Source organism: Acinetobacter guerrae, from assembly GCF_009372255.1.
GTDB classification, from domain to species: domain Bacteria; phylum Pseudomonadota; class Gammaproteobacteria; order Pseudomonadales; family Moraxellaceae; genus Acinetobacter; species Acinetobacter guerrae.
The window spans coordinates 1-11,678 of record NZ_LXGN01000004.1 but is presented as its reverse complement, the minus strand read 5'-3'; the positions used below and the strand labels follow the sequence as shown (position 1 = coordinate 11,678).

The 11,678-nt window shown below is 39.3% G+C and carries 10 protein-coding genes and 4 tRNA genes; 8 read left to right on the top strand and 6 right to left on the bottom strand.

The annotated features are described in order from the left end of the window. Nucleotides 1–12 precede the first annotated feature (12 nt). The 3 genes from A7A69_RS03085 to A7A69_RS03075 all read right to left on the bottom strand — a co-directional run bounded on the left by A7A69_RS03085 (nt 13) and on the right by A7A69_RS03075 (nt 2,461). Nucleotides 13–597: a dual specificity protein phosphatase family protein gene (locus tag A7A69_RS03085; RefSeq protein ID WP_152876270.1), complete on the bottom strand. Its 585-nt coding sequence runs from the start codon at nt 595–597 to the stop codon at nt 13–15. Beyond that, complete coding sequence (locus A7A69_RS03080; protein ID WP_152876269.1) at nt 594–1,412, bottom strand: MBL fold metallo-hydrolase; 819 nt, start codon at nt 1,410–1,412, stop codon at nt 594–596. Before A7A69_RS03080 ends, A7A69_RS03085 begins: the two co-directional genes overlap by 4 nt. 413 nt (nt 1,413–1,825) lie before the next feature. Beyond that, nucleotides 1,826–2,461 carry a peroxiredoxin gene (locus tag A7A69_RS03075; protein WP_152876268.1) on the bottom strand — a complete coding sequence of 212 codons (636 nt, stop codon included), beginning with the start codon at nt 2,459–2,461 and terminating at the stop codon, nt 1,826–1,828. A 361-nt stretch (nt 2,462–2,822) separates the two neighbouring features. Between A7A69_RS03075 and secA the strand changes: the two genes are divergently transcribed. The 8 genes from secA to A7A69_RS03035 all read left to right on the top strand — a co-directional run bounded on the left by secA (nt 2,823) and on the right by A7A69_RS03035 (nt 9,187). Beyond that, a complete protein-coding gene (secA, locus tag A7A69_RS03070) occupies nt 2,823–5,534 on the top strand; it encodes a preprotein translocase subunit SecA (RefSeq protein WP_151980359.1) in 2,712 nt (903 codons plus the stop codon). Between the two features lie 148 nt (nt 5,535–5,682). Continuing rightward, nucleotides 5,683–6,054: a hypothetical protein gene (locus A7A69_RS03065; RefSeq protein ID WP_120369665.1), complete on the top strand. Its 372-nt coding sequence runs from the start codon at nt 5,683–5,685 to the stop codon at nt 6,052–6,054. Nucleotides 6,055–6,185: 131 nt separating this feature from the next. After that, nucleotides 6,186–7,418, top strand: a complete 1,233-nt coding sequence (gene argJ / locus A7A69_RS03060; protein WP_152876267.1) for a bifunctional glutamate N-acetyltransferase/amino-acid acetyltransferase ArgJ — start codon at nt 6,186–6,188, stop codon at nt 7,416–7,418. A 155-nt stretch (nt 7,419–7,573) separates the two neighbouring features. Beyond that, nucleotides 7,574–8,638, top strand: coding sequence for a quinolinate synthase NadA (gene nadA, locus A7A69_RS03055; protein WP_152876266.1), 1,065 nt, complete (start codon nt 7,574–7,576; stop codon nt 8,636–8,638). A gap of 132 nt (nt 8,639–8,770) precedes the next feature. After that, nucleotides 8,771–8,847 (top strand) — tRNA-Pro (locus A7A69_RS03050). Between the two features lie 72 nt (nt 8,848–8,919). Further along, nucleotides 8,920–8,996: transfer RNA gene (locus A7A69_RS03045), tRNA-Arg, on the top strand. Between the two features lie 34 nt (nt 8,997–9,030). After that, nucleotides 9,031–9,106 (top strand) — tRNA-His (locus tag A7A69_RS03040). A 4-nt stretch (nt 9,107–9,110) separates the two neighbouring features. Beyond that, nucleotides 9,111–9,187 (top strand) — tRNA-Pro (locus tag A7A69_RS03035). 124 nt (nt 9,188–9,311) lie between these two features. Here A7A69_RS03035 and yfiB read toward each other — a convergent pair. The 3 genes from yfiB to yfiR are packed head-to-tail and all read right to left on the bottom strand — an operon-like array spanning nt 9,312 to nt 11,533. Continuing rightward, nucleotides 9,312–9,791, bottom strand: a complete 480-nt coding sequence (gene yfiB, locus A7A69_RS03030) for an outer membrane lipoprotein YfiB (RefSeq protein WP_152876265.1) — start codon at nt 9,789–9,791, stop codon at nt 9,312–9,314. A gap of 14 nt (nt 9,792–9,805) precedes the next feature. After that, the gene (gene dgcN / locus A7A69_RS03025) at nt 9,806–11,023 is read right to left on the bottom strand and encodes a diguanylate cyclase DgcN/YfiN (protein ID WP_120369661.1); all 1,218 of its coding nucleotides are present in this window, start codon (nt 11,021–11,023) and stop codon (nt 9,806–9,808) included. Nucleotides 11,024–11,029: 6 nt separating this feature from the next. Next, nucleotides 11,030–11,533 carry a regulatory sequestration protein YfiR gene (yfiR, locus tag A7A69_RS03020; protein ID WP_152876264.1) on the bottom strand — a complete coding sequence of 168 codons (504 nt, stop codon included), beginning with the start codon at nt 11,531–11,533 and terminating at the stop codon, nt 11,030–11,032. Between the last annotated feature and the right edge of the window lie 145 nt (nt 11,534–11,678).

Genomic DNA, 11,678 nt, shown 5'->3' with positions numbered 1-11,678 from the left:
AATTCAATGGTTTCAAGATGGATTCGCGAGTTGCTCGCGCATCCATTTTATATTTTCAGGCGTAAATATTTTTTCAATATTTATCCAGATCGGGTGATAGCCGTAACTTCCATATTTCATTTCTTGAACAGCAGTTTCAATCGACCAGTTTTCAAAAATAATACGATACATGGCAATACTGGCGCCAGTTCGATCTGAACCATGATAACAATGCAACAAGACTTTTTGCTTATTTTGCTTTGCAACTTGAATGTGTTGCATCACTTGTAATAAATCTGCTCGATTAATGGCCCACGTATGAATTGGAACATGGATCAAATTAAACTCTTTTTGATTAAGCACATTTATATCATCATTACGACTACGTAAATTTATGATGGTCTGAATCTGCTGTTGTCGTAATTCGGGTATTAGTGCTTGTGAAGGTTGTTCACTTCGATACACATCATTACTAATTTTATAAAAATTATGCTCAAGCTTAATTAAACTACCCCAATGAATGGGGCGTTGCTCAAGTGGAAGCGCAGGGTGAGTGATGCAACCAGATAGATTTAAGGTGATGCAAACTGTGAAAGAGAATAAAAATAAAGTTTTCATGAAAGTGGGCGATAGCGTAAAAACTCTTGAATATCATGCGCACAAATCAATTCAATTTGTGGTTGGTGTTGAGCTAAATGTTGCAGTTGTTTAAGGTTGTTTAAACGCATTTTATTGTCATAAGCGAGCATGCTTTCAAATAGATGCAGACCTTTAAGTTTTTGTTTAGGATCAAGCTCTAAATGTGAGAAGTAAGCATCTCCACAAAATAATACCCAGCTTTGTCCTTGTTTAATCGCGATACCTGAATGTCCAGTAGAATGCCCTAATAGAGGAATCATTAAGATTTCATCCTGAAATAAAGGTAAACCAGAAACTTTTTCCAGATTGAACCAGCTTTCGCCTTGTTTATCTTCTATAAAATTCCAGAAGCGATGATTTTTAAATTGATCTGTTTTATAACGAATCCGATTTTTAAAAGACAACGCTTGAGTGGCATTAAATTCTGATGCCAACACATGCACAGTAGCTTGCGGAAAATCAGAAATACCCCCTGCATGGTCAAAATCCAGATGACTCACAAAAATATGCTGTACGTCTTTGGGGTTTAGTTCTAGCTGTTGAATTTGTTGAAAGGCAGTTAAGTTATGGTTAATTTCAATTTTTCCTAATCGATACATCAGTGCGCCAAGACGTTGTCGCGTATGTAAATAGTCTTGTAAGCCTAAACCTGTATCAATCAACACCAACCCACGATCAGTTTCAAGCAATAAACAATGACAAATAAAATGTGCTTGAATGCCTTTTTGACTGACTAGAGGTGCACATGCAGGGCACATCGTACCGCAATGCAAATGATGGATTTTATGAATCATAAGGTTATTGTTTTCAGTGTAATGACCCCTTTATAACCCAGCCTGCATATTTTACCAACTCCGTTGAACATAAAAAAACCCACCATTGATGTGGGCATCGAATGGAGAAACTGCTTTATACGCTATTGTTTTGATACTTGGATTTTATTTATAGGACAAACCTCACGTTTTGCTTGTCTTGCGAAAAATTGAAACGTTGCATTTTTATACGATGCCTTCGCTTATCTTGCACAAAAATGAAGTTTCATATTCAAATACTACGCGCTTCGCTTGTCTTGCACAAAATTGAAGTTTCACATTCAAATACTACGCGCTTCGCTTGTCTTGCACAAAATTAAAGCGTTGCTTTAACCTCTTAACTCACAGCATAGCTGTTCGCCTTGCGTTCAGAACGAGCGTTGCTCGTTTTATCTTCACTCAGGCTGTGGCGTCAGTCTTAGATAAGGTTTCACTGCCTTATAGCCTTTCGGAAAGCGCTGCTTAATTTCTTCTTCATCTTTGAGTGATGGCACAATCACCACATCGTCGCCTTGTTGCCAATTTGCTGGAGTGGCGACTTTATGTTTGTCTGTCAGTTGTAATGAATCTACTACCCGTAAAATTTCATTAAAATTACGACCTGTTGAGGCTGGGTAAGTGATAATTAAACGGACTTTTTTATTTGGATCAATAATGACAAGTGAGCGTACGGTTGTGGTTTCACTTGCATTAGGATGAATAAATCCATAAAGCTCTGAAACCTTACGATCTTTATCTGCAATGATTGGGAAGTTTACGTTCGTATTCTGAGTTTCATTAATATCCTTAATCCAGCCCTGATGCGATTCGACATCATCTACAGAAAGGGCAATGGCTTTGACTCCACGTTTTTCAAATTCATCTTTGAGTTTCGCGGTATAACCAAGTTCAGTCGTACATACAGGGGTGTAGTCCGCAGGATGTGAAAATAATATTGCCCAATGATCACCTAAAAAGTCATAAAAATTGATTTCACCTTCACTGGATTGTTGTTCGAAATTGGGTGCGGTATCACCTAAACGTAAGCTCATTGCCAAAACCTCATAACATTTTGATGTGTTGTATGACATTTAATATGCAGTTTTTTTATTGCATTTAAAATTATTGTTTTCGCATGTTGTTATGAGTTTTTGAGATATACGAAAATGCAGTCATTAAAAAATAGATCAGAAAATCGCATGCAAATCGGTGTAACTTAAATGCAAATTTGCTACATTAACGCTCTTTGGTTGTGTAATGTCAGAGTCGTCGAGCAGATTTTTTCGCTGTTTAGCTGCAAAACCCTTGTAGTTCTTATTTCTGACACCATAATAACAGCTAAGAAAAAATTAACCGACCTAGGGTTTGTTGTTTTGGCAGACCTTATAACAAACAGGATTAGAGAGTTTATTCATGTTGGCAAGTCTGATCGGAGGTATCTTCGGTACAAAAAATGAGCGCGAACTCAAACGCATGCGTAAAATTGTCGATCAAATCAATGCGCTCGAGCCGACGATATCAGCACTAAGCGATGCAGACTTATCTGCAAAAACTCCAGAATTCAAAGAACGTTATAAAAATGCTGAAAGTCTGGATAAATTATTACCAGAAGCATTTGCTGTGTGCCGTGAAGCAGCAAAACGTGTCATGGGTATGCGCCATTATGATGTACAGTTGATTGGTGGTATTACCCTACATGAAGGTAAAATTGCCGAAATGCGTACAGGTGAAGGTAAAACCCTGATGGGTACGCTGGCTTGTTATTTAAACGCATTAAGTGGACAAGGCGTTCATGTTATTACCGTTAATGACTATCTGGCGCAGCGTGATGCCGAATTAAACCGTCCATTATTTGAATTTTTGGGATTGAGCATTGGTACAATTTACTCAATGCAATCTCCAGTTGAAAAAGCTCACGCTTATCAAGCTGATATCACTTACGGTACGAATAACGAATTCGGTTTTGATTATCTGCGTGACAACATGGTGTTTTCACTGCCAGAGAAAAAACAGCGTGGTTTAAATTATGCGATTATCGATGAGGTCGATTCGATCCTGATTGATGAAGCACGGACTCCGTTGATTATTTCAGGTCAAAGTGAAGATTCTTCTCAACTTTATGCTGCAATCAATAACATTCCACCTAGATTACGTGCTCAAAAAGAAGAAAAAGTAGCCGATGGCGGACATTTCTGGATTGATGAAAAGCAGCGTTCAGTTGAAATGACTGAAGTGGGTTTTGAAACAGTCGAGCAAGAACTGATCGCAATGGGTTTGTTGGCAGAAGGTGAAAGCCTTTATTCTGCTAGTAACTTAAGTCTGGTGCATCATGTGACTGCCGCAATTCGTGCACATTTCTTATATCATCGTGATGTTCATTATATTATTCATGATGGTGAAGTGATCATCGTCGATGAACATACTGGGCGTACTATGCCAGGTCGTCGTTGGTCTGAAGGTTTGCATCAGGCTGTTGAAGCCAAAGAAGGGCTGGAAATTCAGCCAGAAAACCAAACACTTGCAACAACCACTTTCCAGAACTATTTCCGCCTATACAAAAAGCTTTCAGGTATGACAGGTACTGCTGATACTGAAGCAGCGGAAATGAAAGAAATTTATGGACTAGATGTGGTGATTATCCCAACGCATCGTCCAATGGTTCGTTTAGATCAAAATGATTTAATCTACCTGAATCGTAACGGTAAATACGATGCGATTGTGCAGGAAATTAAACGTATTCAGGCAACCCGTGCACCAATTTTGGTGGGTACGGCAACAATTGAAGCCAGTGAAGTTTTATCGCATAAATTGACTCAGGCAGGCATTAAGCATGAAGTCCTTAACGCGAAACAACATGAACGTGAAGCCGATATTATTGCACAGGCAGGTAGTCCAGATTCAGTCACCATTGCAACGAATATGGCTGGTCGTGGTACCGATATTATTTTGGGTGGTAACTGGAAAGCCAAGCTAGCTAAAATTGAAAATCCAACGCCTGAAGATGAAGCGCGTTTAAAAGCAGAATGGGAACATGATCATGAAACCGTGCTTAATGCAGGCGGGTTACATATCGTGGGTTCTGAGCGTCACGAATCACGTCGTATTGATAACCAGTTACGTGGTCGTGCTGGCCGTCAGGGTGACCCTGGTGTATCGCGCTTTTATCTATCGCTCGAAGATGACTTGATGCGTATTTTTGCAGGCGATCGTGTGGTTGGTATGATGCGTGCAATGGGTCTAAAAGAAGATGAAGCCATTGAGCATAAAATGGTGAGTCGTTCGATTGAAAATGCACAGCGCAAAGTCGAAGCACGTAACTTTGATATTCGTAAGAACTTGTTAAAGTATGATGATGTCAATAACGAACAACGTAAGATCATCTATTCACAACGTGATGAAGTTTTAGCTGAAAGCACGCTGCAAGATTATATCGAAGAAATGCATCGTGATGTCATGAAAGGCATGATTGCGAATTTTATTCCTCCTGAATCGATCCACGACCAATGGGATGTTGAAGGTTTGGAAAATGCCTTACGCGTTGACCTCAGTATTGAGTTGCCAATTCAACAATGGCTCAATGATGATCGCCGTCTAGATGAAGAAGGATTGGTAGAACGAATTACTGATGAAGTAATTAATCGCTATCGAGCGCGTCGCACCCAAATGGGAACAGATACAGCCGTTACCCTTGAACGTCACTTTATGTTGAATTCACTGGATCGCCATTGGAAAGACCATTTGGCGGCGATGGATTATCTGCGTCAGGGGATTCATTTACGTGGTTATGCTCAGAAGAATCCAGAACAGGAATATAAAAAAGAAGCCTTTAACTTGTTCATTAATATGTTAGGCATTATTAAATCTGACGTAGTGACTGATTTGTCACGCGTTCATATTCCTACACCAGAAGAACTGGCAGAACTTGAAGCTCAACAGCAGCAACAAGCAGAAGCGATGCGCTTATCTTTCGAACATGATGAAGTTGACGGCTTAACAGGAACAGTGACTCATCACGAGATTGAAGAACAAGCGCCACAGCAGCAAATTACGCCACCTGCGAGCCGTAATGCGCCATGCCCATGTGGATCTGGACTCAAATATAAACAATGTCATGGTCGTATTTAATCGTGAAATAAAGATCGTGATTTCAAAAAAGCAGAACATTTATGTTCTGCTTTTTTTACGAGATGTTGCAAGGTGTGAATAGTATTTGCAGTTTGTTCGATTAAATGGTATTTACTTGCACATCTTGACGTGAAAACTGGTAAAGACAATGAAAAAAGTATTAAAAACATTAGCAATGACGGCTTTAACGATTCCAGCATTTACATTTGCTGCAACAGAAAATGCACAGCCAACACAAACCACGACCGTTGACAAGGTAATGGCTGCACAGGGTAATACTACAGCTCAAGCAACTGTTCAGAATCAAACGACGACTTTAGTCAGTCCTAGAACAGGAATTCGTTATACACTAGGTAATACGGGAACTCGACCTATTATTTTTAAAACAGCGGCGATTAGTGCTGCCAACTCTGCAAATGTAAACCGCATTGTAGCCACTAACCCTGCGCTTTCTGCTGCGAGTCAGGAAAAAGCGAAACAGGCTTTATTGGGTACATCTGCTCAACTTGCTGCCAATTAAAAAGTCAAAACTTAAAAACCAGCAATATTGCTGGTTTTTTTATTGCTGTAAAGTGAGTTTGAGCGCTCGATTTTTATGTTATTTTGAACTAAGCTTTTCTTTTTCTATAACGAATTCATCGGATATTCAAAATGGCTGTTGGTGACGTAACAATGCCGCATATGCATGTGGTAAAGGGTGTAAAAATTGGTTCAACCCAAGCGTATGTGCGTTACCCCAATCGACGAGATTTAGTTATTTTCGAGTTTGCTGAAGGTTCACAGGTTGCGGGTGTTTTTACCCAAAGCGCTTTTGCTGCTGCGCCAGTTTTACTTAGCAAAAAACATTTAAATGAAAGCTCATCAGCACAACAGCCGCGTTATCTCATTATCAATACTGGTAATGCCAATGCTGCAACAGGAAAACTCGGTTTAGAAAATGCGACTAAAACCTGTGCCAAACTGGCTGAACTAGCCCATGTAGAAAGTCAGCAGGTTTTACCTTTTTCAACGGGCGTTATTGGTGAACAGCTCCCGATCGAACGTTTATTAAATGGCATTCAACCTGCGTTGGACACATTGGATGAAGCAAGTTGGATGGATGCTGCTTTTGGGATTATGACCACGGATACTGTTCCTAAAGGAGCATCTGAACAGTTTGAACTCGATGGTGTGACTTATACCATGACTGGTATCAGTAAAGGTGCTGGGATGATTCGCCCAAATATGGCAACCATGCTGAGTTTTGTAGCAACAGATGCACCGATTAGTCAGGCAATGGTTCAACAGCTATTGCAGACCACAGTCGAACATTCATTTAACCGCATTACCATTGATGGCGATACTTCGACCAATGACTCTTGCATTTTTGTTGCCACAGCACAGGCGGGTGGAAATGTAATAGAGTCTAGCGATGATGCTCGTTATATATCTGTACTTGAAGTGCTGGCTCGTATTATGAATCGTTTGGCACAATTGATTGTGCGCGATGGTGAAGGCGCTACCAAATTTATCACCGTTACAGTGGAAGGTGGAGCCAATACGCAAGAATGCTGTGACGTCGCCTATAGCATTTCAGATTCACCGCTAATCAAAACTGCTTTGTTTGCGTCTGATCCAAATTGGGGAAGAATTGTAATGGCAATTGGTAAAGCGGGCATTCAGAACTTGGACAGTAGTAAAGTTCAGGTTTGGTTGGGAGATGTACAAATTTGTCTGGATGGTGGTGCAAATCCTGATTACACCGAAGAAATGGGTGCTACGGTTATGGCAGATAAAGAAATTACCATACGCGTTGATTTGGGACGTGGTCAGGCTAAAGACACTGTTTATACCTGTGACCTGTCTTATGATTACGTGAAAATCAATGCAGATTACCGATCTTAAATATTACGCTATAATTTAAGTTATAATCAGGCCTCCTCAGTGAGGCTTTTTTAACAGCCCTCTTTTGGTTCTCAAGTTATCGAATCATAGCCAGTAACTTGTGATGTAACGTTACAAGCATACCAGCCCGTATGCAAAAGGATGAGAATACGTTTATGAGTAGTGCGAATTTAATTGCGAACGACGCAAAAAACATTGTGCAGGCGCATTTAGATCGCTTAGGCGAGCCAAAAGATCAACATTTAAGTCCAGATGTGAAACAGGCAAAATTTGCCGAAATCGCAGCAGAGCTAAAAAAGCGTAATGCTGTACTTGTGGCACATTATTATTGTGATCCTGATGTGCAGGAGCTTGCAGAATTAACAGGTGGTTGTGTCTCTGACTCACTCGAAATGGCGCGTTTTGGACGTGATCATTCAGCCGATACTTTAGTGGTGGCAGGCGTGAAATTTATGGGTGAAACAGCCAAAATTTTATCGCCTGAAAAAACGATTCTCATGCCAACACTGGAAGCCACTTGTTCACTGGATTTGGGTTGCCCTGTAGAAGAATTTACCGCATTTTGTGATCAGTACCCCGATCATACTGTAGTGGTGTATGCAAATACCTCTGCGGCAGTTAAAGCCCGCGCAGATTGGGTGGTGACTTCTAGCTGTGCTGTTGAAATTATTGAGCATTTAGATAGTCTGGGTGAAAAAATTATCTGGGCACCTGATCAACATTTAGGTCGTTATATTCAGAAGAAAACCAGTGCCGATATGCTGCTTTGGGATGGTGCTTGTATTGTGCATGAAGAGTTCCGTGCTCGTGGTATTGCAAATATGAAAGCACTTTATCCAGATGCTGCTGTTTTAGTTCACCCTGAATCACCCGAATCTGTAGTAGAAATTGCAGATGCAGTTGGAAGTACTTCGCAACTGATCAAAGCAGCTCAGACACTGCCACATCAGCGTTTAATTGTCGCAACTGATCGTGGAATTTTTTATAAGATGCAACAAGCGGTTCCAGATAAAATTCTAGTTGAAGCACCAACTGCTGGCGAGGGGGCAACTTGCCGTTCCTGTGCGCATTGCCCATGGATGGCGATGAATGAGCTGGACGGAATTTTACATGTATTACAGCACGCTGATCAGGAAATACACGTTGATCCAGCTTTGGCAGAACGGGCTAAACTTCCTTTGGATCGCATGTTGGCGTTTAGTGCATCACTAAAACGTTAAAATGCTGCTTAAATATACATTTGATAAGGATTTTTAACTTTTTTTAATTCTAGGTGTTGACGTAATCACACGTCGCGCCTAGAATGCACACCGTACCGCACGATGTGCGATATAACAAAAGCTGAGATAAATCGGAGCATAGCACAGCCTGGTAGTGCACCTGGTTTGGGACCAGGGGGTCGTAGGTTCGAATCCTACTGCTCCGACCATTTAAAATATTACGAAGTATTTAATATTTTAAATTCGGCGAAATATCGCATGATAATTATATCATCGGTTACGCGCCTGTAGCTCAGTTGGATAGAGCATCCGCCTTCTAAGCGGATGGTCACAGGTTCGAATCCTGTCAGGCGCGCCATTCGGTAGCTTGGTACTAAGAATCAAATGTTATGGTGGATGTAGCTCAGTTGGTAGAGCCCTGGATTGTGATTCCAGTTGTCGCGGGTTCGAATCCCGTCATTCACCCCACAAACGGAGCATAGCACAGCCTGGTAGTGCACCTGGTTTGGGACCAGGGGGTCGTAGGTTCGAATCCTACTGCTCCGACCATTTAAAACTTAAGTTTTAAAATAGATAAAATATCCGCTTAAATGCGGTTTTTTTATGTCAGAAATTTATTACTTTAAAAATATCTCCACCACATGATTGTAATGGAGATTTGAAAATTTTAAGTTTAAGGAATAATAATTACAGCAACACGACGATTTGCAGCGCGATTGTCTTCAGTGGTGTTTGGTAATAAAGGCTGTTCAGCGCCACGGCCAATAATTTGTATATTCTGTGATTGAAAACCATGAGCCAAGAAAATATTGGCAACACTCTGAGCCCGTTCACGTGACAATTTTAAATTGTATTGAGCTGCGCCAATATTATCGGTATGCCCAACAATTTTTACTTTTCTTAGACCATATTTTTGCAACTGATTACTCAAACGGGAAATTTCTTCCTGATGTGCAGGCTTAATATCGGTTTTATCGAAATCAAATAATAAACGTTCAGGTAAACCTAAAGTCCAACCTTCGTCAGTTAATACAAAACCTTCTTTTTTAAGCATGCGAACTTGTTTATATTTTAATGGACCAAAGCTTAGGCAGCCAGAAAGGGCAATACAGATTGCAGCAAGGAGTGAAATTTTCAGGGAGTGTCTAAGCATATGGAATTCCAAAATTAAGGTTTATAAATAAACCAGTGATGAGTCAAATTTTTTGCTTTATACATGGACTGATCGGCTTGCATGATCAAATCTTCTGGGGTAGAGGCAAATCGTGAAAATGCAATGCCTAGACTAAAGCTAAATTCAATCGCATGTCCTTCAAACATAATGGGTTGTTTACTACTGGCAATTAAGTTTTCTGCAATGGTAATCAAATGTTCAACTTGATGAATAGATTGTAGTATCACAGCAAATTCATCCCCACCCAAACGTGCAATAAAGTCTTGATGTCTGAGTTTCGATTTTAAACGATTTGCCATTTCTTTAAGAACAGCGTCACCCGCTAAATGTCCAAATTGGTCATTGATTTGTTTGAAATTATTATTATCGATAAATATCAAGGCAGAACTTTGACGTTTATGACTATCATCAAATAAATTGACGAGTTCCTGATAAAAATAGCTTCGATTTGGAAGTTGAGTTAAATGATCATGATGTGCTTTAAATGACAATTGATGATTTTCATTTTGTAAATGAGTATGCCATTTTTGAATTTCTTCAAGTAATTGATTGAAAACATCATTTAATTCCTGAAATTCTTTAATATCATTTTGAGGAAAACGTAGATTATACGCCTTTTGGTCGCTCACGACTTGCGCAATCTGAGTGAGCGGTCGCATGGACTGCATAATATAGCGATAGGTCAAATTGGTTGACCACCATAATGCTATGACAATAAAAATCATGGCGATCGCCAAGCCAATCAAAATCGTAATAATAAATTGAATTATTTTTTCAGAACTTCCAAAAAGGACAAGTTCACCAATCTTATTGTTGTGGTGATAAACTGTTAATTTTATTGGGTCTTTCAAAAAAATATGATCTAAAAAACCTTGCAATTGACTGTAATAGACAGGTGGCTTTGAACTCGATGCGAGTTCACGATTGGTTTTGTCATAAATATGAATCGTGCGGATTGAATGTTGTTCGGTATATTCATTCAAAATCTGTTGTAAAGTCGCTTGATCTTTAAAAACAAGCGCAGGCTGGATGCGTTCACTTACCGTCAAACTCAGAATATTTAAATTTTGTTTAGCGTAAGTTTCAATGGTAAAAATCGAAATAAGTACAAACGTAAATGTGCAAATGAAAAACGTAATAGCAAAAATTGTTGCTTGAGATTTTCGGAATAAAGATTGTAAAGATTTCGATTCATATAAACTTGAAATCATATCTTCTTACTCCGCATTACGAGCTAAAAGTAAAACTCGGGGATCAATGTGAACCTGAGAATGACTTAAGGCATCAAGATTAACTTTAAACGTGGTTAATCCATTCTGCGTATATAAACAAAAAATACTTCCAATTTCACAATCTGAATTATTATTGCTAAAAGACAATAAATTTTTTTGTGGATAAGCATTGATTAAATTTTGTTGTTGTTGAGGAGTAAGGTTGGAAAAGTAAACTGCTTGACATTGTGCTTTTGGAAAACTAGTAGCAGTTAAATTTTGTATGTGGTACTCGTAACTCGATTGTTTAATCTGATTTTGGAACGCTATAGTTGCAGAAAGATTGTCGATGACACATAAGGTTGGTGTAATATTATTTGGCCATCTGCTATAACTCAAAATAGCCAAAGTAAGGCTATAAGCATTGTGCACCGATACAGCGGACACAGTTTCACAAGCCACTAAAATGACAATAGCAACAAGCAAACTTCTTTTTATATTGCGAAACATTTCAATAAAACTTGTAAATATGCAAACCGTCATATAATTCTACTTAAATTATCTGTTTAAAAAAAGTTCTAAATTTATTCGTATCAAATTAAGCTCTGAAGCTTACTTTTAAAAAAATAAGAAATTTACTCAAAAAACAACCAAA